The following is a 21,160-nucleotide window of genomic DNA, read 5'->3' as shown; positions in this document are numbered from 1 at the left end:
ACGTCGCCGGGAGCATGTCCCGGCGTGGCGATCACTTGGGTTTGCTGTACCAGAGCGCGTTGACGATGATCCAGCGCTCGCCGAACTTGCCCATGTGGAAGTAGTCGACGAACCACGGCGTTTCCAGCCGCACGGATGCGGCGTTGCCGGTTACGTCCAGCACGCGGCACGTACGGTTCCACTGCTCCTTGGGTGTCTTCAGCGCGCCCTGCCGGGTCAGCCCCACCAGTTCCTCCTTGCCCATGCGGCGCAGGCCGAGCCGCTCGTATGGCGTGTCACCAATGACCATGCGCTTGGCGAGGTCCGGATGCAGCGCGCGCGCCACGCGCTCGGGGTCGGCTTCCAGTTGGCCGTCCACGTAGTCGAAGCACGTCGCCTCGATTGCGGCGAGTGTGGCCGCATCGGGCGGCGGCGGGTTGGTCGCCGCTGCGGCAGCGGCAAGGAACAGGGAAAACGCGGACATCGCTCCTCCAAGCAGGTTCTGGGTGAGGTACCGGTGCATTGGACGATGCCGCTACACCCCTTGTCTGCGGGGCCTGCGACGAAACGTTGGCGGTTTGCGGCGAAGCGTTACGCGGCGGCGACCAGCCGCCCGTTGATCAGCGTGACCTTGTCGCGGTAGCTGCGTGACAGCTTCAGCTCATGCCCGGAATCCAGCGACAGGAAACACTCGCCGTTGTGGTGCGGGCGCAGTGCCTTCACCCGCTCCAGGTTGACGATGCTGGAGCGGTGCACCCGCGCGAAACGGCGCGGGTCCAAGCGACGCTCCAGGTCCTGCATCGTGCCGCGCAGGACGTGGGTTTCGCCGTCGGTGTGGATGCACATGTAGTCACCGGCCGCGTCGATCCAGCGGATCGCATCGAGCTCGATCCGCAGCAGACGCTGACCATCACGAATGCTCAGTTTTCCGCCGGTGCGTGCATCCTCATCCAGCATCAGCGCGTCGAGCTGAGCGCGGTTGACGTCTGGCAGCGTCGCGATCAACTTGAGCAGCCGCTCGTAATGGTCTTCGGCCTTGTGTGCGGCCAAGCGCACGCGCGCGCGCTCCACTGCTTCGTCCAGGCGCCGGTCGTCGACCGGCTTGAGCAAATAGTCCAGGGCGCTGGCGGCGAACGCCGCCAGTGCGTACTGATCGAAGGCAGTCACGAACACGGTCAGCGGGATCTGCGTGGCCGGCAGCGCGCGGAACAGGGCGAAGCCGTCCATGCCCGGCATCTGCACGTCAAGGAACATCAGTTGCGGACGCAGCTCGGCGATGGCCTGCAGCGCCTGCCTGCCACTGCCCGCCTCGCCGACGATCTCGATGTCGGCATGACGCTGCAGGTGAAGTTGCAGGCCCCGGCGGGCAAGCGGCTCGTCATCAACGATGAGGGTGCGGATGCTGCCCATCTCACGCGACCCCGTTGGTGGCAAACGGCAGGCGCAGATGCACGTCTGCGCCGCTTGTCTCACGGTTGGTGATGCCCACGTGCTGGCGCTCGCCGTAGATCAGTCGCAGCCGTTCGCGCGTGTTGGCCAGCCCGACGCCGGCGCCGCTTGCCGCGGTCGCCATGGCGATGCCCGGCCCGTCGTCACGCAGGTGCAGGTCCAGCATGTCGCCGTCGCGGCGTGCGACCAGCTCGATGCGACCGCCGGCTTCGCTGGTGGAGACGGCGTACTTGATCGCGTTCTCGACCAGGGGCTGTAGGATCAAGCTCGGTACCCGCGCCGCGCGCGTATCCGGGTCGATGTCCACCACGACCGAGAGCCGTTCACCGAAGCGCACGCGCTCGATGCCCAGGTACAGCTCCAGCGCCTCGACCTCCTGCGCCAAGGTCACCGACTGCTCCGGGTCGGATTCCAGTGAGTGGCGCAGGAAGGACGACAGGCTGCAGATCATGCGGTAGGCCGCGTCGCGGCGGTTATCCAGCACCAGCGTCGAGATTGCGTTGAGTGTGTTGAACAGGAAATGCGGGTTGAGTTGGTAGCGCAGCATCTTCAGCTGAGCGGCATGCGCCGCGTTGGCCGTGCGCAGCGCCGCCTCTTTTTGCTGTTGCAATTGCTGGGCCAGCCTGATGCCGAAATACAGGCCACTCCAGGACAGCAGCAGGTACAACGCGGAGGCGAAATACCACAGGTAGCCGAATACGCTGTGTATCTGGCAGTCTTTGCAATGGCTGAAGGTGATGATGACGTGCAGCTTCATGTGCACCACGGTAGCCAACACCAGCATCAGCGCGGCGGCGGGCACCATCACCCGCGGCGGCTTGCCCCACAGGCGGCGGTAGCCCAACCGCAGCACGCTGGTGGTGGCGAAGCCGCACAGCGCGACGGAGAGCGAAACAAGCGCGTAGTTCAGGGGCCGGCCGTCGCCCATCGCCACCAGGAAGTTGAGCACGAAGTAGCCGCACCAGCCGCCGATCTGCAGCGGCCAGAAGAGGTGTCTTGGCTCGGACTGGGACGTCGTGGGTAGGGCGATGGTGTTCATGGGGCCGGGCTCGCTTGCGTGGCACGCACTATGTACAGAACCGTAGTGGTTTGGAAAGTTTGGCAATCAGCCAGGGTGTACCGGTGGTTGGAAGCATGGGCATCCCTTGGAACGGCCCGTGCCGTCGGCTTGTGTGATCTAAACCCCAGGTTGGCGCGCTGCATCCCACTCCGTGCACTGGGTGGGGGAAGCTGGCCCTCACCCAGTGCGTCGACACCCCATCAAAGGCGAGAACGCCAAAGGGAATTGCATGCTGCCTCGGATACTCCGCGTCACCGTCACCGTCATCGTCGCGACGGTGCTCATTTCCTGCCCTTGCGAGGCGCTCGCTGCCACCAAGGTGCAGGAAGCCAATCGCCTGACCACCCAGTTTGTGCGGCAGACCATGGCGGAGCAACGGATACCGGGCCTGCAGGTGGCCGTCATCAAGGACGGGCAGGTGGTGCTGTCCGAGTGCCATGGTTTCGCCAACGTGGAGAACCGCGTACCGGTCACGCCCGACACGCTGTTCCCCATCAACTCCGCCACCAAGTCGTTCACGGGCGTGGCCGTGATGCAACTGGCCCAGGGCGGGCTGGTGGACCTCGAGGCCCCGGCCTCGCGCTACCTGGACGACCTGCCCGCGGCCTGGCGCGGGATCCGCGTGCACCAACTGCTCGGCCATACCTCCGGGCTTCCCGACATCGTCGGCCCGGACGGCCTGATTGGCGGCGGGACGGAGCGCGACGCGTGGACGGCCGTCAAGGCGCTGCCCCTGGACGCACCCGTCGGCGAACGCTTTGCCTACAACCAGACCAACTTCGGCCTGTTGGCGCAGATCATCGTCAAGCAGACGAAGATGCCCTACGAGCGGTACCTGGCCGACCACCAGTTCGCGGTCGTCGGCATGCCCCTGACCACGTTCGGCGACAGCTACGACCTGGTGCCCAACGCGGCGACGATCTACAGCCATTCCCCCCGCGGCACCTTGGCCCCCAACGACAATGCACGCATGTCGCGTTGGATCTATGACATGCCCTACAGCCTGTGGGCCGGTGGCGGCATCCAGACCACGGCGACGGAGTTGTCGCGTTGGCTCATCGCGTTGTCGAACGGCCGATTGATCAATCAGGACCACCTCCAGCGCATGTGGACTCCGGAGAAGCTCAACAACGGCACCGAGGGCGCGTGGGCCGCCGGCTGGTCGGTGCTGCAGGCGGCCCCGCCGCGGCAAGTGGCCGGGATCGGCGGGGCCCGCGCGGCGTTCGTGGTGTATCCGGACGAGGGATTGGCCATCGTCCTGTTGACCAATCTCGCCGGCGCGAATCCGCAGAGGTTCATTCCGCGGATCGCCGAGTTCTACCGGCCGGCGCAGCCGACGCCAAAGCACTGAAGGGTTCGATGGGCGGTGGGCCACGTCACTTCGCGGGCTTGCGTCGACCGCTCCACGACTTGCTGACGATCATCCACTTTCCGTCGATCTTCGACAGCGCGAGGTAGTCCAGGCCGTCCCAGCCGGGATAATCCAGCCGCACTTTGACGACTGCGGCATTCTCGTTCACGTCCAGGATCTCGTAGCTGCGGTGGCGCTGGTCCTCGTCGTCGGCCGGGCGGCCGGGAAATCCCTTCGCCCATTCCTCGGCGGTCTGTGTGACCACCTGGCCCTTGGTGGTCGAATAGCCCAGGACCATGCCGTCTTTTCGGAGCACTTGATACGCCAGGTTGGCGTCGCCGGCTTCGAACGCGCTCATCATCGTTTGCATGGCGCGATCTACGGCGTCGCGGTCGCTGTTCTGTGCCATGACGGATTGCGGGACGAGGAGGGCAGCTGCCAGGACAACGGATTGGATCGACAGTTTCATGAGGGCCTCTAGGGTTATCGGGTTTGGGGTTGAGGCACCGGCCGCGGTCGGCGACTGGTGGTCAGGCACGTTCGGACCTACTTCGCACGGTGGCTTGACGACTGGGCGGCCTGCTTGCGCAGGATCTCGACCACGGCTTGCGCCACCGGTGTTGCGGACGCGTAGTTCTGGCCGGTCACCACCGCGCCGTCGACTTCGATGTACGGCTGGTCTCGTTCGCGCACATGGAAGGCGCCGCCGCGGGATTCGACGGCCTGCCGGATCAGGAAGGGGAACTGCTTGAAGTAGTCAGCGTCCTGCTCTTCATGCTCTTCGGGATAGCCGGTGATGCGCTTGCCCGCGACCAGCGGCTGGCCGTTGGCGAGCTTGAGGTTCACGATGCCCGCCGTGCCGTGGCACACGGCCGAGATCACCCCGCCATTGCGCTCGTACACATGCATGGCGATGCGCTGCAGGACCGGATGCTCCGGCACCCCGTACATGGCGTTGCTGCCGCCGACGTAATACACGGCACGGTATCGGGCAGGGTCGATCTGCGCGGGCGTAGCGGTGTTCCGCAGCCCGTCCATGATCCGGTCGTCCTTCAGCCGCGGCTCCATGTCGGTGCTGACGTAGCGGTCGAGGATCGGTACCGAGCCGCCTTCGGGCGACACGAAGTCCACCGCATAGCCGGCGGCCTGGAATGTATCCCACGCATTCACGACCTCGCCGAAACTGATGCTGGCCGGGAGGACCGAAGTGCCGTGGACCTTGCTGCTGGCCAGGATGAAGAGGATGCGATCCTCGCTGCCCTGGGCGGCATGGGCGGTGGAAACTCCGCCCAGGCCTGCGGACAGCAGGAGCAGCAGGAGAGATTGGATGACGTGAAATGTGCGCAAGAGGGTGGGCCCGTGGGAAGGAGCCCGTACCCTATCCGTCCTGTTTCAGATCAATGTCTTGCAATCGCTTTCAGGAGTTTTGGAATCGATTTTCGGAGTCGGCCCCGGTCGCGCGGAAGGCCGTGGGCGTGACCCCCTCCAGCTTCTTGAACGCGCTGAAGAAGGTCGACATCGAACGGAAGCCGGCCTCTTCGGCCACGAGTTCGAGCGGCTTGGGCGGGAGCTGCCGGAGCAGGTCCTTCGCCTCCACCACACGCAGTTGCGTCAGGTACTGCTTGAACGAGGTCTGGTTGTTGTCGTTCAGCAGCTGCGACAGCCGCGTCTGTGGCAAACCGAGTCGGCGGGCGACCCGGGGCAGGGTCAACCCAGGGTCCAGATGCAGGCGCTCGCGCGCCATCAACTCGGCCAGTGACTGCAAGTGCGCGGCGGCCTCGGACGGGGGAATTCGGCGATCCTGGTACGGCTCGATCGGGGCCTGTCCGGACCGCAGGCGCAGATAGACCAGCACGCTCAGGGCGAGGACGAAGGTGAAGGACAGCGCGCCGACGATATAGGAGGTATAGCCGGAGGTGTAGTACGCGATCCAGATGAACCAGACGCCCGCCACCGCACCCACCAGCAGCGGGCCTGACGGCGTCTCCCGGGCCTGTGCGCGGCGCACGTACAGTTGCGCGGTGGCAAGCAGGAGGTAACCCAGCCACGAGTAGGTGATGCCCGGCGTGATCACGTGCCGCCACAGCTCGGCATTCCCCACGTAGGGCAGGAACACGTTGACGGCGGCGACGATGGCCAGCACTGCGGTGATGTGCCAACGGTCGGCCCGTCCGGGGCCGGCGGTATCGCCCTGACTGGATCGCACCAGAAAGTACAGGCACGGCCCGATCAGGAAACAGGCGGTCAGGCCGACCTGCAGCACGATTCGGGGAATGTCGGGCCAGAAATGGAATGCCGCGGATTTGCCCGTTCGTACGCTGACCACCAGGATCAGCAGCGCCAACCAGCGCTGCGTGGGCTTGCCCTTGGCCTGCCACCACAGGAGCGACGCCAGGGCGATGCCGTTGAAGGCGCCCAGCATGGCGAAGAAGAACAGGAAGTGTTGGCTGAGCATGATCGATGGATTGGAATGGTCGCTATTCGAGTCGCCACTGCCCAGCGAGATGGTGACTCGCGCTGGCCCCCAAACGGGCATCGCATTCTGTCAGCGCCTCGTTGCGGTGCGCTGACGTCGCCCACGCAAACGGGGCCTTTCGGCCCCACGCGGTTTCACGGCACTGCCCTGCGGCGGGCTCGGTTCAAAAAAGGGGCGCGTCCGCGCGCCCGGTGGGTTCAGGGGAGCCCATGAACCGGGCGGGCGGACGCAACGGGGGAATCAAACGCGAGAGAGACTCTTGTCGCCGGCAGGCACGAACATCCACATCAGCACATACGCCACCACGCCACCGCCACCGGCCAAGCCCAGGCAGAGGAAACCCACGCGCCACATCCAACTGGGCACCGGCGTGTGTTCGCCGAGCCCGCCGCAGACGCCACCCAACCGCACGTCAGTGGTCGAGCGCTTCAGGGCGTGCAGGTCCCAGGTCGTGGCGGCGGATGCGCCCGCGGTGCCGGCCTTGGGCATCAGCAGGCTGGCGACCAGATAGAGCACCACGCCGGCACCGCCCGCAAAGCACAGCGCCACGAAGATCAGGCGCCACATCCAGCTGGGGACGGGCGTGTGTTCGCCCAGGCCGCCGCAGATGCCGTCAAGCTGGCGGTCGGTAGAGGATTTACGCAGTGCTTGCAGGTTCCAGTCCATGGCGCGGTGCTGTTGTTGGCCGCGTGGGTGCGGCGTTGCACACATCCTCGTGTGCCGGCTCAGGGCAGCCCAGTGTCGAAAGGCACGGTGACCAACGTCGCCGCGGCCGGCGACGCGGGGTGTGGCCGCGTGCGGGTGGCAGGGTACCGTGACCGGGCCGCTCAGTGCGGCGGCGCGGCGACATCGCGTTGCCGTGACACGGCGATGCGCGCCTGTTCAAGCATCGCGTCCAGCGCCGCGCGCTCGTACACGCGGCCCTCCAGCACCACGGCGCGGATGCGACGGGTGGCGGCAATGTCCTGCAGCGGGTTGGCGTCCAGCAGCACGAGGTTGGCGCGCTTGCCTGCCGCAACGCTGCCGTTCTCCGCGTCCTGCTTGAGGAAGCGCGCGCCGTTGACCGTGGCCGCCTGCAGCGCCTGCAATGGCGTCAGCCCGTGGTGCACGAACAGCGCCAGCTCATCGTGCAGGCCGATGCCCGGGTAGTTGAACGAGTTGAGGAAGCCGGCGTCGGTCCCGGCCAACACGGTCACGCCGGCCTGCTGCAGCAGTGGCAGGATGGCGGCACTGCGTTCGTAGCGGGCGTGGCGCCGGGCGATGGCCGCGGCGTCGTCCTTGCCGGCGCGCTCCACGCGCCATGCATAGGTAGCCTGCAGGCCGGGGCCGATGTACTGCAGGTAGGAGTCGCGCTTGTGGTCGTCCCGATCGAGGTAGGCGACCACGCGGCTGCCGTTGAGGGTGGGAGTGACGGCGGTGCCATGGGCCGCGAGCCTGCGGTAGGCGGGCAGGGCGCCAGCCGGGTCGAAGCTCGCCTGCACCGTATCCCAGGCCTGGGCGGCGGTCAGTGCACCGCTGGCCACCTTGGCCGACAGCCCGGCTTCGTCGGGTGCGCCGGCTTTCCACGCGTAGGCGATGTGTTCGATGGACCCGAGCCCGGCCGCGCTGGCCTCCAGTACCGGCACCACCATGGGGATGTGTGCGGAGGTCGTCATCCCGCGCGCCTTCGCCTTCGCCAGTGCGTGCATGAACAGCGGCGGGCTGAGCGCGTTGTCGGTGATTTTGACGAAGTCCACGTTCCACGCCTGCAGCCGGTCGAGCGCGGCATCGATTCCCGCGTCGTCCGCCACTTCCTGGTCACCGGGCCAGATCGAGCCGATGCCTTCGATCTTCGGCCCCGAGGTGAAGATGCGCGGACCAAGGCGGGTGCCCGCCGCCACGTCGTCGCGCCACTGGAACACGCTGGCGCTGAGGTCGCCAGCGGCGTCGCGCACCGCGGTAATGCCGTGCGCCACGTACAGGGGCAGCAGGTTGGCGTTCTCCTCGATCAGCGCGTCGCCGCCGCCGAAGTGCACGTGCATGTCCCACAGGCCGGGAATCACGTAGCGGTCATTGCCGTCCACGGTGGTGGCGGCGCGGTAGCCGGGGCGCGTGCGGTGCGCCTCGATGGCGAGGATGCGGCCGTCGCGGACGGCGATGTCGCGGTCGGGCAGCAGCCGGCCGTCGACCACGTCCACCACCGTGACGTCACGCAGCAGCAGGTCGACGCGCTCGCGGGCCTGGGCGTTCGGGGCCGCGACGCCGAGGGCCAGCAACGCGGTGAACGGCAAGGCGCGGGGGCGGGAGCGGGGCAAGGGGGCGGCGGCTCGGAGGATGCGGTGGGTGGCGGGTGGCGTGGACACGTGGAGGCCTGTGGGGTGCATCGGGCTTAGTGCGCGTCGGCGGTGAGGGTGGTGAGCAACATGATCCAGGCTCCGGGACGCATCGGAGCCCGACCATAGGCGTTGCCACCGAGATGGGGAAATTAAATAATCACATCGTCGCCAGTGGAGTTTGTGATGGCCATGTACGAGCCGGGGTTGCTGCGCGCCTTTGTCGCGGTGGTGGAACACGGCAGCTTCACCCGCGCGGCGCAGGTGCTGCACCTCACCCAGTCCACCGTCAGCCAGCAGGTGCGCCGGTTGGAGGAGGACGTGGGCCAGCCCCTGCTGGAGCGCGAGGGGGGCGTGCGGCCCACGGCGGCGGGCGAGCGCCTGCTCGGTTATGCGCGGCGGTTGCTGGCCCTGGGCGCCGAGGCGCGTGCCGCCATGGCCGGCGAGGCCCCGCAGAAAATCCTCCGCCTGGGCCTACCCGAAGACCTGGCCGGCGCGCTGCTGACCCCGGTGCTGGCAGCGTTTGCCCGCGCCCAGGGCGATGGGCTGCGACTGGAGGTGAGCAGCGGACTGAGTGCCGAGCTGCTGGCCGGCTACCGGCGCGGCGAATTCGACGTGGTGCTGGCCAAGCAGCGGCAGGGCGACGGCGCGTTCAGCTGGCCGGAACGCGTGGTTTGGGTGGACAGCCGCGCGCACCCCTGTTGGGGTCGCGATCCGCTGCCATTGGCGGTGTTTCCCGAGGGCGGCCTGTACCGCGAGGAGATGTTCGAGGCACTGGACGCGCGCCACCTGCGCTGGCGCATCGCCTACAGCAGCCGCAGCCTGGCCAGCCTGCGGGCCGCCGTGGCGGAAGGGTTGGGCGTCAGCCTGTTGCCGGAGCGGGCGGTGCGCGCCGGCCACCGCGTGCTAGGGCGCGCGGAGGGCCTGCCGACGGGGCACCCGATGCGGCTGGTGCTGCACCATCGGGGCGAGGCCTCGGCCAGCACTCGCGCACTGGTGGCGCGGCTGGTGCGGCGTTGCGAGGCCTTGGTGCAGGGGTGACGCACACGGCCGCGGGGCGGGCTTGACATCGTCGTTTACGCGCGTAATCTCAATTCCGATTACACATGTAAACGGAGTGCGGTGTGCAGATCAGCGAAGCCGAATCGGTTGTCATGGATGTGCTCTGGCAGCGCCACCCGCTGGCCGCTGACGAGGTGGTCGCCGCGTTGGGCGACGCCCAGCAGTGGCAGGAGGCCACGATCAAGACCCTGCTCAATCGCCTGCTGAACAAGGGCGCGATCACCGCCGCGAAGGACGGTCGCCGCTACCTGTATGCGCCGGTGCTGCGTCGCGAGGACTGGGTGCTGGACGAGAGCGAGAGCCTGCTCGACCGCCTCTTCGGTGGACGGGTCGCGCCGCTGGTCGCGCACTTCAGCCAGCACCGCAAGCTGAGCCGCAAGGACATCGCGGAACTGCGCCAACTCCTGGAGGAGATCGACGATGGCAAGCGCTGAACTTTTGGGCACGCTGGTCGAGGCCACGCTGGCCGTGAGCGCGGCGGTGGTGTTGGTGTTGCTGCTGCGCCGACGGCTGCGTGATTCGTTCGGCACGCGGGTCGCCTATGCCGTGTGGTGGCTAGTGCCGGCGGCGCTGGCCGCGGTGTTGTTGCCGGCAGCGGTGCAGCCGGTGGCGCCGATGGTGTTCACCCCCGTTGCCGCCATGGCCGCGGCGGCCGCTGCACCGGTGGCCGTAGCTGGACCGATGGACACCTCGCCGTGGTGGCTGGCGGCGTGGGGTCTGGGTGCAACGCTGGTACTGGTGTGGATGGCTCGGCTGCAGCGTCGCTTCCACCGCGCGATGGGGCCGGTGCACGTGCGCCCGGACGGGCTGCACGAAGCAACGGCCGTGGTGGGCCTTCCGGCGGCAATGGGCCTGGTTCGGCCGCGGGTGGTGGTGCCCGCCGACTTCGAGCAGCGCTACGACGCCGGCGAGCGCGAACTGATGCAGGCCCACGAACGCCTGCACATCCGCGCCGGTGACCTGCACAGCAACGCGCTCGCGTCGGCATTGCGCTGCGCGTTCTGGTTCAACCCGCTGGTCCACGTGGCGTGGTTCACCTTCCGCCACGACCAGGAGCTGGCCTGCGACCAGCGCGTGATCGCCCGTTATCCGCATGCCCGCCGTCGCTACGGCGAGGCGATGTTCAAGATCCAACTGGCCGCGCAACCGCTGCCGCTGGCCTGCCATTGGGGCTTCGGCCACCCGCTCAAGGAGAGAATCGCCATGCTGACCCGACCCGTTCCCTCGCGCACCCGCCGCTTGGGTGGCGCGCTGCTGATGACCGCGCTGGCGCTGGGCGTGGGCTTTGCCGCCTGGTCGGCGCAGCCGGCCCGTACCGCCGAGACACCCCTGGCCACCTCGACGCGCCCGCTGCCAAAGGGCCACTTGATGGCCAGGATCGAAGCGACCGGGGCACCGGGACGCGAGGAGTCCTTCGTCATCGCCAACCCCGCGGGGCAGCCATTTGCCATCTCGTTGGGCGAGGGCGCGGACGCCTTCCACATGGACGCCTCGATGAAGCCGGTCGGCGGTGACCGCATCCAGCTGGACGGCGTGGTGACCCAGGGCGGCAAAGTGGTCGGCAAGCCCAAGCTGGTGGTCACCGACGGCACACCGGCAGTCATCCAGATCGGCGAGGAGTTCGGTGGTGCGTTCAAGGGGCTGAAGCTGGCGATGACGCTCACCGCGCACGGCGAACTGCCGGTGCCCCCGGCACCGCCCGCGCCGCCGTTGCCGCCGTTGCCGTCGGTCGGGTCCGTTGCGCCACCTGCGCCGCCGGCGTTGGCCGACGCCCCTGGGCTACCGGCGCCGCCTGCACCGCCCGCGCCACCGGCGCCCACCTCGCAACTCGCGCCGGTGCCCCCGGTACCGCCCGCTCCGCCCGAGCGCGTCGTGGCCAAGCGGGTGATCGTCCGCGATGTCGACCAAACCACAACCGCTCCTCACGCACAGCGACAGTCCCGCGTCCGCATAGAAGGCGCCGAGGCCACCTTTGAAGGTGACTGGGAGCCGGCACAGGCCGACGGCACCCGCGTGTGCAATGGGACCGTGCAGGCGGACAACCTCGGCCGTCATTTCACCTGCGTAGCCGATCCGAAAGCGCCAGCAACCCCGTGAAGGCCGGCAGGCGCAGGTCAGCGTCGCAATGACGCCTCTGCCGAGCGAACTGAAGTAAACCGTTGAGCAGCGGGCTACAGGCCCTCGGCCGGCGCCTCGATGCGCAACGGCGTGCTCAGATGACGCCTGCCGTGGGCATCTTCCTGCGGCAGGCGTCCACCGCGGATGTTCACCTGCAGGGACGGGTACAGCAGGTTGGGGGCGGGCAGCCCCGCATCGCGCGCGTGGCGCGCCTCGGCGAACGCCTCCAGCGACGTGTCGCCGTCGAGCATGCGGTTGTCGCGCTTCTGCTCGCCCACGCTGACGCTGGCGCGGCGCTCGCGTCCGGCCGGCGGGTAGTCGTGGCACAGCCACAGCGTGGTTTCGTCGGGCATCGCGTAGAAGCGCTGGACCGACGCGTACAGCTGTTCCACGCTGCCGCCCGGGAAGTCGCACCGCGCGGTGCCTATGTCCGGGGCGAAGATGGTGTCGCCAATGAACACATTGCCGTCGATGCGGTAGCTGAGGCTGTCGGCGGTGTGGCCCGGCGTGGCCAATACTTCGATGCGCAGCGCGCCCGCCTCGATCACGTCGCCATCGTGCAACAGCGCATCGAACGCGTCGTGCAGTGCCGGGTCATCGCTGGCCAGCTGGAACATGTCGGCGAAATGCGCCTGCACCGAGCGGATCCCGTGGCCGATTGCCACCGGTGCACCAGTGTGTGCGCGCACGAACGCGGCCGACGTCAGGTGGTCGGCGTGCGCGTGGGTCTCGAGGATGCGGTGCACGGTCAGCCCGCGCTCGACCGCATAGGCCAGGAGGTGTCGCGCGCTTTCGGTGCTGACGCGACCGGAACGTGCGTCGTAATCCAGCACCGGGTCGATGACGACCGCATCGATGCCGCGATGCACGACATAGCTCCACGTGCCGGTGGCGTCATGGAAGAACGGTTCGATGTGCAACGCCTCGTTCATCACGTTCCCTCGCACAGCGGGCGATCGCCCGCGCAATAGATGCCATGCAGCGTATCGATGATGCGCTGGGCCGGGCCTTCGACCAGTGAATAGTAGATCGTCTGCGCCTCGCGACGCGTCTGCACCAGTCCGTCCTCGCGCAGCACCGCGAGGTGTTGCGACAGTGCGGACTGGCTGAGCGCCAACCGTGCGTTGAGTTCGCCCACCGAGCGCTCGCCCTCCACCAGCAGGCACAGCAGCATCAGCCGGTTCTCGTTGCCCAGCGCCTTGAGCAGCCGCGCGGCGTCGGACGCATGTACGCGCATCGACTCGGGGTCGATCGGCGGAGGAGGGGGCTTTCGGGAGACGGCCATGGTGCGAATCAGCGTTGGGTCACGGGCAGGCCGGCGCTCGCCCATTCGGTGATGCCGCCGGCAATGGAGCGCACGTCGGTGAAGCCCATGCGCTGCAGGTTCAGGGCGGCCAGTGCGGAACGGCCGCCCGTGCGGCAGTACACCACGATCGGCTGCGTCTTGTGCGACAGCGCGGGGTCGCTGACGTTGGCGACGGCGGGATGCGCGTCGACCTGGAACTCAAGCACGCCACGCGGAATGTTGATGGCGCTGGCGATGTGGCCGGTCTCGAACTCGGCGGGCTCGCGAACGTCGATCAGTACGCAGGCCAACGGGTCGGCCGCGTACTGGGACGGGCTGATTTCGCGGATCTGGCGTCGGGCATCGGCAACAAGGTCGGCGGCGGTCAGGGTCATGGTGGCTCTCCGGCGGGGTGGGGTAGAGGGAATATATCAGTTGACACTAATATAAGGAAGATCTAATGTAGTGATCGTGAACCGTCGCGCCGCGACGGAAGCGAACTCCTGACGGAGGCAAGTCATGGCCAGGATCGTGGTTTTGGGCGCAGGGCTCGGCGGCATGGCCGCGGGCTATGAGCTGCGGGAAACGCTGGGCCATGGGCACGCGATCAGCGTGGTTGGGCTGGGTGATCGGTTCAGTTTCACACCCTCCAACCCGTGGCTGGCCGTGGGCTGGCGTACGCCCGAGGCCATCACGCTGCCGGCAGCCGAATACCTGGCGCGCAAGGACATCGCCTTCCATGCTTCCGGCGCACAGCGCATCGATGCCGATGCGCGCCAGGTACATACCGGTGCGGGCGAAGTCCTCGACTACGACTACCTGCTCATCTGCACCGGGCCCAAGCTGGCCTTCGATGAAGTGCCCGGTACCGGGCCGGACGCGGGGCACACCCAGTCGGTGTGCACCACACCACATGCGCAGCATGCGTGGGAGGCTTACCAGGCCTTCGTGCAGAACCCGGGCCCGATCGTCATCGGTGCCGTGCAGGGGGCCAGTTGCTTCGGCCCGGCGTACGAGTTCGCGATGATCCTGGACGCGGACCTGCGCAAGCGGAAGATTCGCGACAAGGTGCCGATGACCTTCGTCACCAGCGAGCCGTACATCGGCCACATGGGCCTGGGTGGCGTGGGCGACTCCAAGGGCTTGATGGAATCCGAGATGCGCCAGCGCCACATCCGCTGGATCACCAACGCCAAGGTGCAGGAAGTGCGCCCGGGTGAAGTGGTGGCTGTCGAGCATGACGAGCAGGGCCAGCCGCTCAAGGAACACGTGCTGCCGTTCAAGTACTCGATGCTGCTGCCGGCCTTCAAGGGCGTGGATGCGGTGGCAGCGGTGGAGGGGCTGTGCAACCCGCGCGGTTTCGTCATCGTCGACAAGCACCAGCGCAGCCCGAAATTCCCGCAGATCTTCGCGGCAGGCGTGTGCGTGGCCATCCCGCCCGTCGAGCCCACGCCGATTGCCACCGGTGCGCCAAAAACCGGCTTCATGATCGAGTCGATGGTCACCACCATCGTGCGCAACATCCAGGCCGAGTTGCAGGGCAAGCCCGCGACCTACGAGGGCACATGGAACGCCGTGTGCCTCGCCGACATGGGCGACACCGGCGCGGCCTTCGTCGCGTTGCCGCAGATCCCACCGCGCAACGTGACGTGGACCCGTATCGGCAAATGGGTGCACGTGGCCAAGGTCGCTTTCGAAAAATACTTCCTGTTCAAGATGCGCAACGGCACCTCCGAGCCGGTCTACGAGAAGTACCTGTTGGGCCTGCTCGGCATCGAGCGTCTCAAGCACAACGGCAAGTGAGTCCGCCCCGTTTCCCTGTCATAAACCCACCGATCCAGGAGAACTTCAAATGACCCTCGACCGCGCCATCATGGCTTTTGCCGGCGTCATGATCCTCGTCAGCATCGTGTTGACCAAGTTCGTGCACCCGAATTTCTGGTGGTTCACCGCTTTCATCGGCGCCAACCTGTTCCAGTCGGCCTTTACCGGCTTTTGCCCGGCCGGCATGGTGATGAAGAAGCTTGGCATTGGCCGCAACGCCACCGGCAGTTGCTGCAACTGACCGCTCCCCGCGTGCCCCGCCGTTCCGCAAGAAGCGGGCGGCCTTTTTCCCCACGGACTTTGGATTGCGATGAAGCGCCTGCGTACCTCCCTGATTGCCTCCGCACTGCTGGCCCTTGCGGCATGCGGCCATGAGCCTGCAGCACCCAAACTGCCGGCCCTGCCCGAGTTGCAGACCCTGACCGTGGGCGCCGGTGCCGACACCACCGGGCGCAGCTGGGACGGCGTGGTTGAAGCCGTGCAACAGGCGGATCTGACGGCGCAGACGGCTGGTCGCGTGACCGTGGTGAACGTGGACGTCAATGATCGCGTGGCCAAGGGCGACGTATTGCTGCGGCTCACCGCCGTGGAACAACAGGCTGGCGTCAACACCGCGCGCGCGCAGTTGCGCGCCGCCGACGCCGCCGCATCGGAGGCGGAGGCGAACTACCGCCGCTATGCTGCATTGGCCGGCGGACAGTACGTCTCCCGCGCACAGATCGACCAGGCGCGCGCCGCGCGCGACAGCGCCGTCGCCGCGCGCGACGCGGCACGTGCGCAGGTCGCGCAGGCGGGCCAGCAGACCGAGTACACGGTGGTGCGCGCGCCGTTTGCCGGCTTGGTCAGTGCGCGCCGCGTGGAGCCGGGTGAAAGCGTGGCACCCGGACAACCGTTGATGGCGGTGTACGCACCGGGGGCGCTGCGCATCGAAGTCCAGGTGCCGCAATCCGAAGCCGACGCCATCCGCGTCGCCAACCGCGCACGCGTGGCCTTGGCGGATGGGCGTACGGTGGATGCGGCGGAAGTCGTGGTGTTCCCGGCCGCTGATCCGTCCACGCACAGCGTCGGCGTGCGGGTCACGCTGCCGGTCATGGCCAAGGCCCCGGCGCCGGGTGTTACCGCCAAGGTGCTGTTCCCCATCTCTGGCGTGTCGCCTGCTGCGGCTGTCAGCGTTCCTGTCGGTGCGTTGGTCCAGCGCGGAGAAGTGAGTGGCGTCTATGTCATTGCCGGTAATCGCATCGGGCTGCGACAGGTGCGGTTGGGCCAGCGCAGCGACGAGCGTGTCGAAGTCCTGGCCGGATTGAAGGCTGGCGATGTCGTGGCCGCCGATCCGGTGGCCGCGGTGCAGGCGCTGGCGGCGCAACGCAAGGCCGTGGAGGCCGGCAATGACTGAGCCGCGCCAGCGCTTCGGGCTATCCGGCCGGTTGGCCGCGGCGTTCCAAGCCAACCCGCTGACCCCGATCCTCGCGATCATGGGGCTGTTGCTGGGCCTCGTGGCCGTGCTCATCACCCCGCGCGAGGAAGAACCGCAGATCGACGTGACCATGGCCAACGTGTTCGTGCCGTTCGCCGGCGCGAGTGCGCGCGACGTCGAGCAACTCGTGAGCACGCCGTTGGAACAGAAGCTCTCGGAGATCGAGGGCGTCAAGCACGTGTATTCGATCAGCCGACCGGGCATGGCGGTGCTGACCGTGGAATACACGGTGGGCGTGGAGCGCCAGCCGGCCATCGTGCGCCTGTACAACCAGGTCTATTCCAACCAGGACTGGCTGCCGCCCGGCATGGGCGTGGGCCAACCGTTGATCAAGCCCAAGGGCATCGACGACGTGCCGGTGATGGCACTGACGCTGTGGACTGACGACGCGCAGCGTGGCGCCACCGAACTGGCCGAAGTCGCGCATTCGCTGGAAACCGAACTCAAGCGTATTCCGGGCAGCCGTGACGTCTACACCATCGGCGCGCCCGACCGCGTGGTGGCGGTGACGCTGGACCCGACCAGGCTCGCCAGCTATGGCCTCACCGTGGCCGACCTCGGCCAGGCCCTGCGCGCGGCCAACGCGGTCCAACAAGTCGGTGAGCGCGTGGGCGGCGGTGCCGCCGTGCCGGTCACGGCCGGCACCTTCCTCGCCAGTGGCGACGAAGTGCGTGATCTGGTCATTGGCCTGTCCGGCGGGCAACCGCTGCGCCTGTCCGACGTCGCCGACATCCGCGCCGGTGGTGATATCGCCAGCCGCTACGCATGGCACGGTGCCCCTGCCGGCAAGGCCGGGCCTGCGCACGGCATCGCGCCCGCCGTGACCATTGCCGTTGCCAAGAAGCCGGGCAGTAATGCCGCTGACATCACCACCGCCGCCACGCGGCGCGTGGAGCAGCTAAAGGGTGAACTGATCCCCGATGGTGTCAACGTCACCGTCACCCGCGACTACGGCCAGACCGCCACCGACAAGGCGCAGAAGCTGATCCAGAAGCTGGTGTTCGCCACCGGCTCGGTGGTGTTGCTGGTGCTGTTCGCGCTGGGCTGGCGCGAGGCCATCGTGGTCGGCAGCGCGGTGGTGCTGACCCTGGCACTGACCCTGTTCGCCTCGTGGGCGATGGGGTTCACCCTCAACCGCGTGTCGCTGTTCGCGCTGATCTTCTCCATCGGCATCCTGGTCGACGACGCCATCGTGGTGGTGGAGAACATCCACCGGCACATGACCCAGGGCGGAAAGACCCTGCGCGAGGCGATTCCGCCGGCGGTGGACGAAGTGGGCGGGCCCACCATCCTCGCCACCTTCACCGTCATCGCCGCGCTGATGCCGATGGCGTTCGTGTCGGGGCTGATGGGGCCGTACATGCGCCCGATTCCGATCAACGCGTCGGTGGGCATGCTGCTGTCGCTGGCGATCGCGCTGATCGTCACGCCGTGGCTGTCGCTGAAGCTTCTCGGCCGCCACATGCCCGGCCATGGCGACGGCGGCCACGAGCCCGAGAGCCACGACACCTGGCTGCACCGCGTGTTCGGCAAAGTCATGCGTCCGTTCCTGGACCCGAAGACCGGTGGCCGCCGGCGCCTGGCGCTGTTCGGTGGCATGGTCGCGCTGGTGGTGCTGGCCGCGTCGCTGGCGGTGTTCCAGCTGGTGGTGCTGAAGATGCTGCCGTTCGACAACAAGTCCGAACTGCAGGTGGTGGTGGATCTGCCCGAAGGCCGCACGCTGGAAGACACCAATGCGCTGCTGACCGATCTGGCCGCCGTGGTCGATACCGTGCCCGAAGTGCTGGACTACCAGGGCTACGCCGGCACCGCCGCACCGATCAACTTCAACGGCTTGGTGCGCCAATACTTCCTGCGCAGCGGTAGCAATGTCGGTGACTTGCAGGTCAACCTGGTGGACAAGCATGCGCGCGACCGCCAGAGCCACGCCATCGCCCGCGACCTGCGGCCGAAGCTTGCCGAGATCGGTCGTCGCCACGGCGCCTCGGTGAAGGTGGTGGAAGTGCCACCTGGCCCGCCGGTGCTGTCGCCACTGGTGGCCGAGATCTACGGCCCCGACTACGCCACCAGTCGCAAGCTGGCCAAGGGTCTTGAGCAGCGGTTCCTCAAGACCGAAGGCATCGTTGACGTCGACACCAGCGTGGAGGCCGATGCGCCGCGTGAAGTGATGGTCGTCGACCGCGTCCGCGCCGCCCGCCTGGGCGTGCCGCAATCCGCGATCAGCGATGCGCTCGCCGCCGCAGTGGCCGGCCTTGATGCCACCTACGTGCACGATGGCACCTCCAAGTACCCGCGTCCGGTGCGCCTGCGACTGCCGCCGGGCGAGCAGGCCAGCGCCGAGCGCCTGCTCGCGGTGAAGGTGCGCGGTGGCCAGGGGCAACTGGTGCCGTTGTCCGAACTGGTAACCGTGCGCAAGGCGACGTGGGATGGCGCGATCCACCACAAGGACCTGCTGCCCGTGGTGTACGTGATGGGCGATGAGGCCGGCGCGCTGGACAGCCCGCTGTACGGCATGTTCGACCTCGTCGGCCAGGTGTCGGACAACGCCATTGGTGGGCAGACGGTCGCGCAGACCTTCATCGCCCAGCCGGAAGACACCAGCGGCTTTGCCATCAAGTGGGATGGCGAATGGCAGATCACCTACGAAACGTTCCGCGACATGGGCATCGCCTACGCCGCCGGCATGGTACTGATCTACCTGCTGGTGGTGGCCCAGTTCCGCAGCTACGTGGTGCCGCTGGTGATCATGGCGCCGATCCCGCTGACCGTGATTGGCGTGATGCCTGGCCACGCGTTGCTGGGCGCGCAGTTCACCGCCACCAGCATGATCGGCATGATCGCGCTCGCCGGCATCATCGTGCGCAACTCGATCCTGCTGGTGGACTTCATCAACCAGGAAACCGCGCGCGGCGTGCCCCTGGCCGAGGCGGTGGTGGATGCCTGCGCGGTGCGCGCCAAGCCGATCGTGCTCACCGGCGTGGCGGCGATGATGGGTGCGTTCTTCATCCTCGATGACCCTATTTTCAACGGTCTGGCGGTATCGTTGATCTTTGGCATCCTCGTCAGCACCGTGTTGACGCTGGTTGTGATCCCATTGCTGTATTACGCGCTGCTGTCGGGCCGCGACCGTCCGGCGGATGCCCCCAAGGAGACCCGTACATGAGCGCCGAGAAAGCCATCCGCCTGACCCTGGAACAGGACCGCGACTATGCCTTCCGCATCCAGTTCGAAGAGACGTCGTTGGAGCCGTTGCTGGCCGATGAGGCCTCGCCGCTGGGCGGCGACCGCGGCCCCACGCCATCCCAGCTGCTATTGGCAAGCATCGCCAACTGCCTGTGCGCCAGCCTGCTGTTCGCGCTGCGCAAGTACAAGAACCAGGCGGGCACGTTGCGCGCGGAGATCAGCGCCACGCCGTCGCGCAACGCCGATGGCCGCCTGCGCATTCCCAAGGCCTTCGTGACCTTGCAACTGCCCGAGGGCAACGAGGACTACCAGCACCTGGAGCGCATCCTCGACCAGTTCGAGAACTTCTGCACCGTCACCCAGAGCGTGCGCCACGGCATTGAGGTGGAGGTGACGGTGAAGGACGCGCACGGTCGCACGCTGCTGGGCGACAAGAGTTTCGAGGCCGGCTCGTGAGCGAGGCGCTGCACATCGCCTGCCCGCATTGCCACGCGCTCAACCGCGTGCCGCCGGAGCGCCTGGGCGAAGCGCCTGCCTGCGGGCGATGCCACCGAGCGCTGTTCGACGCCCACCCGGTGGAGCTGGGCGTGGACCATTTCGCCATCCACTACACCCGCAGTGACCTGCCGCTGCTGGTGGACTTCTGGGCGCCGTGGTGCGGCCCGTGCCAGGTGATGGCCCCGCACTTCGCGCAGGCGGCGGCCCTGCTGGAGCCGCGCGTGCGGCTGGCCAAGGTCAACACCCAGAACGAGCCGACGCTGGGCCAGCAGTTCGGCATACGCAGCATTCCGACCCTCGCCCTGTTTCACCACGGGCGGGAGCTGGCGCGGCAGGCGGGCGCGATGGCGACGGCCGACATCGTGCGCTGGACGCAGCAGCATCTGGTGGCGCGGGCGTAGAATCGTGCCATCACCGGACGCCGTGGCTTGGCAGAGTGCGCCGGCGCCGTCCGATCACCAAGCGCAACACCCGCAGGAGGCTGCGCCATGAATCACCGTAACGATATCCGCCTCGTCGCAGCGGGGTTGTTGGCCGCTACATTGGCCGTGGCCTGTGCCTCGGCGCCGGAAGCAACTTCATCGGCGTCGACGACCCCGACCAGCGTGGTCGAGCGCCAGGCCGTTGCCGGCCCGGACATCGCCGGCCTGCGCCAGCCGCGTCCGGGCCTTTACACCGGCGGCCAACCCGCCGCCGAAACGTGGGCCGCCATGGCCGCCGCCGGCGTGGGCACCGTGATCAACCTGCGCCCGGATGCGGAACTCGCCGGCCGCGACGAAGCCGCCGAAGTGCGTGCCGCCGGCATGGCCTACCACCAGATTCCGGTCGCGGGCGCCGATGGCATCACCGCCGAGAACGCCGACCGCCTGTGGGCACTGCTCAAGGATGCGAAGGGCCCGGTGGTGGTGCATTGCGCCTCGGGCAACCGCGTGGGTGGGCTGCTGTCCGTCGCGCTGGTGCGCCATGGTGCGCTGCAGCCCGAAGCGGCGCTGGCCCTCGGCCGTGAGGCCGGCATGGTCAGCACCGAGGCCAAGGCCAAGGCCGTGCTTTCGTCCGACGAAGGACGTTGCGTCTCGGACTGCTGAGTCG

22 protein-coding genes are annotated in these 21,160 nt (G+C 67.7%); 11 read left to right on the top strand and 11 right to left on the bottom strand.

Annotation, left to right across the window (positions count from 1 at the left end; all coding sequences use genetic code 11):
- Positions 1-31 precede the first annotated feature (31 nt).
- The 3 genes from N800_RS05430 to N800_RS05420 all read right to left on the bottom strand — a co-directional run bounded on the left by N800_RS05430 (position 32) and on the right by N800_RS05420 (position 2,467).
- A complete protein-coding gene (locus N800_RS05430) occupies positions 32-463 on the bottom strand; it encodes a nuclear transport factor 2 family protein (protein ID WP_036135617.1) in 432 nt (143 codons plus the stop codon).
- 107 nt (positions 464-570) lie between these two features.
- Positions 571-1,389 (bottom strand): LytR/AlgR family response regulator transcription factor, encoded by an 819-nt coding sequence (locus N800_RS05425; RefSeq protein ID WP_036135615.1) that lies wholly within the window; start codon positions 1,387-1,389, stop codon positions 571-573.
- A gap of 1 nt (position 1,390) precedes the next feature.
- Positions 1,391-2,467, bottom strand: coding sequence for a sensor histidine kinase (locus N800_RS05420; RefSeq protein ID WP_052107949.1), 1,077 nt, complete (start codon positions 2,465-2,467; stop codon positions 1,391-1,393).
- A gap of 250 nt (positions 2,468-2,717) precedes the next feature.
- Between N800_RS05420 and N800_RS05415 the strand changes: the two genes are divergently transcribed.
- On the top strand, positions 2,718-3,839 hold the full coding sequence (locus N800_RS05415; protein ID WP_425476498.1) for a serine hydrolase domain-containing protein: 1,122 nt from the start codon (positions 2,718-2,720) through the stop codon (positions 3,837-3,839).
- A gap of 25 nt (positions 3,840-3,864) precedes the next feature.
- On the opposite strand, the gene N800_RS15245 is transcribed toward N800_RS05415, so the two are convergent.
- The 5 genes from N800_RS15245 to N800_RS05385 form a co-directional block, all read right to left on the bottom strand.
- Positions 3,865-4,308 carry a nuclear transport factor 2 family protein gene (locus tag N800_RS15245; RefSeq protein ID WP_084087242.1) on the bottom strand — a complete coding sequence of 148 codons (444 nt, stop codon included), beginning with the start codon at positions 4,306-4,308 and terminating at the stop codon, positions 3,865-3,867.
- A 77-nt stretch (positions 4,309-4,385) separates the two neighbouring features.
- Positions 4,386-5,186, bottom strand: coding sequence for a type 1 glutamine amidotransferase domain-containing protein (locus tag N800_RS05405; protein WP_052107947.1), 801 nt, complete (start codon positions 5,184-5,186; stop codon positions 4,386-4,388).
- Between the two features lie 70 nt (positions 5,187-5,256).
- Positions 5,257-6,294: a helix-turn-helix domain-containing protein gene (locus tag N800_RS15240; protein WP_052107946.1), complete on the bottom strand. Its 1,038-nt coding sequence runs from the start codon at positions 6,292-6,294 to the stop codon at positions 5,257-5,259.
- A 261-nt stretch (positions 6,295-6,555) separates the two neighbouring features.
- On the bottom strand, positions 6,556-6,981 hold the full coding sequence (locus N800_RS15235) for a PspC domain-containing protein (RefSeq protein WP_052107945.1): 426 nt from the start codon (positions 6,979-6,981) through the stop codon (positions 6,556-6,558).
- Between the two features lie 161 nt (positions 6,982-7,142).
- Positions 7,143-8,609 carry an amidohydrolase family protein gene (locus tag N800_RS05385; protein WP_052107944.1) on the bottom strand — a complete coding sequence of 489 codons (1,467 nt, stop codon included), beginning with the start codon at positions 8,607-8,609 and terminating at the stop codon, positions 7,143-7,145.
- A 204-nt stretch (positions 8,610-8,813) separates the two neighbouring features.
- On the opposite strand from N800_RS05385, the gene N800_RS05380 reads away from it, so the two are divergent.
- From N800_RS05380 to N800_RS15230, 3 genes are all read left to right on the top strand, one after another.
- Positions 8,814-9,668 (top strand): LysR family transcriptional regulator, encoded by an 855-nt coding sequence (locus N800_RS05380; RefSeq protein ID WP_198032474.1) that lies wholly within the window; start codon positions 8,814-8,816, stop codon positions 9,666-9,668.
- A gap of 83 nt (positions 9,669-9,751) precedes the next feature.
- Positions 9,752-10,123 carry a BlaI/MecI/CopY family transcriptional regulator gene (locus N800_RS05375; protein ID WP_036135611.1) on the top strand — a complete coding sequence of 124 codons (372 nt, stop codon included), beginning with the start codon at positions 9,752-9,754 and terminating at the stop codon, positions 10,121-10,123.
- Positions 10,110-11,786, top strand: coding sequence for a M56 family metallopeptidase (locus N800_RS15230; protein ID WP_052107943.1), 1,677 nt, complete (start codon positions 10,110-10,112; stop codon positions 11,784-11,786). Before N800_RS05375 ends, N800_RS15230 begins: the two co-directional genes overlap by 14 nt.
- A 74-nt stretch (positions 11,787-11,860) precedes the next feature.
- Here N800_RS15230 and N800_RS05365 read toward each other — a convergent pair whose 3' ends face one another.
- The 3 genes from N800_RS05365 to N800_RS05355 are packed head-to-tail and all read right to left on the bottom strand — an operon-like array spanning position 11,861 to position 13,487.
- The gene (locus N800_RS05365; protein WP_036135609.1) at positions 11,861-12,739 is read right to left on the bottom strand and encodes an MBL fold metallo-hydrolase; all 879 of its coding nucleotides are present in this window, start codon (positions 12,737-12,739) and stop codon (positions 11,861-11,863) included.
- The gene (locus N800_RS05360) at positions 12,739-13,092 is read right to left on the bottom strand and encodes an ArsR/SmtB family transcription factor (protein ID WP_036135748.1); all 354 of its coding nucleotides are present in this window, start codon (positions 13,090-13,092) and stop codon (positions 12,739-12,741) included. The genes N800_RS05365 and N800_RS05360 overlap by 1 nt, the downstream gene beginning before the upstream one ends.
- Before the next feature lie 8 nt (positions 13,093-13,100).
- Positions 13,101-13,487, bottom strand: coding sequence for a rhodanese-like domain-containing protein (locus tag N800_RS05355; RefSeq protein ID WP_036135606.1), 387 nt, complete (start codon positions 13,485-13,487; stop codon positions 13,101-13,103).
- A 124-nt stretch (positions 13,488-13,611) separates the two neighbouring features.
- Between N800_RS05355 and N800_RS05350 the strand changes: the two genes are divergently transcribed.
- The 7 genes from N800_RS05350 to N800_RS05320 all read left to right on the top strand — a co-directional run bounded on the left by N800_RS05350 (position 13,612) and on the right by N800_RS05320 (position 21,156).
- Positions 13,612-14,895, top strand: coding sequence for an NAD(P)/FAD-dependent oxidoreductase (locus tag N800_RS05350; protein WP_036135603.1), 1,284 nt, complete (start codon positions 13,612-13,614; stop codon positions 14,893-14,895).
- A 49-nt stretch (positions 14,896-14,944) separates the two neighbouring features.
- Positions 14,945-15,157, top strand: a complete 213-nt coding sequence (locus N800_RS05345; protein WP_036135601.1) for a YgaP family membrane protein — start codon at positions 14,945-14,947, stop codon at positions 15,155-15,157.
- 69 nt (positions 15,158-15,226) lie between these two features.
- Positions 15,227-16,309, top strand: coding sequence for an efflux RND transporter periplasmic adaptor subunit (locus N800_RS05340; protein WP_036135599.1), 1,083 nt, complete (start codon positions 15,227-15,229; stop codon positions 16,307-16,309).
- A complete protein-coding gene (locus tag N800_RS05335) occupies positions 16,302-19,553 on the top strand; it encodes an efflux RND transporter permease subunit (RefSeq protein WP_036135597.1) in 3,252 nt (1,083 codons plus the stop codon). Before N800_RS05340 ends, N800_RS05335 begins: the two co-directional genes overlap by 8 nt.
- Entirely contained in the window at positions 19,550-20,029 is a 480-nt protein-coding gene (locus N800_RS05330; RefSeq protein ID WP_036135595.1) for an OsmC family protein, read from the top strand. The genes N800_RS05335 and N800_RS05330 overlap by 4 nt, the downstream gene beginning before the upstream one ends.
- A complete protein-coding gene (gene trxC, locus N800_RS05325) occupies positions 20,026-20,472 on the top strand; it encodes a thioredoxin TrxC (protein WP_036135593.1) in 447 nt (148 codons plus the stop codon). Before N800_RS05330 ends, trxC begins: the two co-directional genes overlap by 4 nt.
- Before the next feature lie 87 nt (positions 20,473-20,559).
- Positions 20,560-21,156 (top strand): protein tyrosine phosphatase family protein, encoded by a 597-nt coding sequence (locus N800_RS05320; RefSeq protein WP_084087234.1) that lies wholly within the window; start codon positions 20,560-20,562, stop codon positions 21,154-21,156.
- Positions 21,157-21,160: the final 4 nt, after the last annotated feature.

The sequence above is a fragment of the Lysobacter daejeonensis GH1-9 genome (assembly GCF_000768355.1).
GTDB lineage: Bacteria > Pseudomonadota > Gammaproteobacteria > Xanthomonadales > Xanthomonadaceae > Aerolutibacter > Aerolutibacter daejeonensis.
This window is presented reverse-complemented; position numbering and strand designations above follow the sequence as displayed.

Bases quoted from the DNA above. Each gene is read 5' to 3' on its own strand.
- N800_RS05335 (WP_036135597.1), top strand. From the start codon at position 16,302: ATGACTGAGCCGCGCCAGCGCTTCGGGCTATCCGGCCGGTTGGCCGCG.
- N800_RS05360 (WP_036135748.1), bottom strand. From the start codon at position 13,092: ATGGCCGTCTCCCGAAAGCCCCCTCCTCCGCCGATCGACCCCGAGTCG.
- N800_RS05420 (WP_052107949.1), bottom strand. From the start codon at position 2,467: ATGAACACCATCGCCCTACCCACGACGTCCCAGTCCGAGCCAAGACAC.
- N800_RS05340 (WP_036135599.1), top strand. From the start codon at position 15,227: ATGAAGCGCCTGCGTACCTCCCTGATTGCCTCCGCACTGCTGGCCCTT.
- N800_RS05430 (WP_036135617.1), bottom strand. From the start codon at position 463: ATGTCCGCGTTTTCCCTGTTCCTTGCCGCTGCCGCAGCGGCGACCAAC.
- N800_RS05350 (WP_036135603.1), top strand. From the start codon at position 13,612: ATGGCCAGGATCGTGGTTTTGGGCGCAGGGCTCGGCGGCATGGCCGCG.
- N800_RS05425 (WP_036135615.1), bottom strand. From the start codon at position 1,389: ATGGGCAGCATCCGCACCCTCATCGTTGATGACGAGCCGCTTGCCCGC.
- N800_RS15240 (WP_052107946.1), bottom strand. From the start codon at position 6,294: ATGCTCAGCCAACACTTCCTGTTCTTCTTCGCCATGCTGGGCGCCTTC.
- N800_RS05320 (WP_084087234.1), top strand. From the start codon at position 20,560: ATGAATCACCGTAACGATATCCGCCTCGTCGCAGCGGGGTTGTTGGCC.
- N800_RS15245 (WP_084087242.1), bottom strand. From the start codon at position 4,308: ATGAAACTGTCGATCCAATCCGTTGTCCTGGCAGCTGCCCTCCTCGTC.
- N800_RS05365 (WP_036135609.1), bottom strand. From the start codon at position 12,739: ATGAACGAGGCGTTGCACATCGAACCGTTCTTCCATGACGCCACCGGC.
- N800_RS15235 (WP_052107945.1), bottom strand. From the start codon at position 6,981: ATGGACTGGAACCTGCAAGCACTGCGTAAATCCTCTACCGACCGCCAG.
- N800_RS15230 (WP_052107943.1), top strand. From the start codon at position 10,110: ATGGCAAGCGCTGAACTTTTGGGCACGCTGGTCGAGGCCACGCTGGCC.
- N800_RS05355 (WP_036135606.1), bottom strand. From the start codon at position 13,487: ATGACCCTGACCGCCGCCGACCTTGTTGCCGATGCCCGACGCCAGATC.
- N800_RS05415 (WP_425476498.1), top strand. From the start codon at position 2,718: ATGCTGCCTCGGATACTCCGCGTCACCGTCACCGTCATCGTCGCGACG.
- N800_RS05345 (WP_036135601.1), top strand. From the start codon at position 14,945: ATGACCCTCGACCGCGCCATCATGGCTTTTGCCGGCGTCATGATCCTC.
- N800_RS05330 (WP_036135595.1), top strand. From the start codon at position 19,550: ATGAGCGCCGAGAAAGCCATCCGCCTGACCCTGGAACAGGACCGCGAC.
- N800_RS05380 (WP_198032474.1), top strand. From the start codon at position 8,814: ATGGCCATGTACGAGCCGGGGTTGCTGCGCGCCTTTGTCGCGGTGGTG.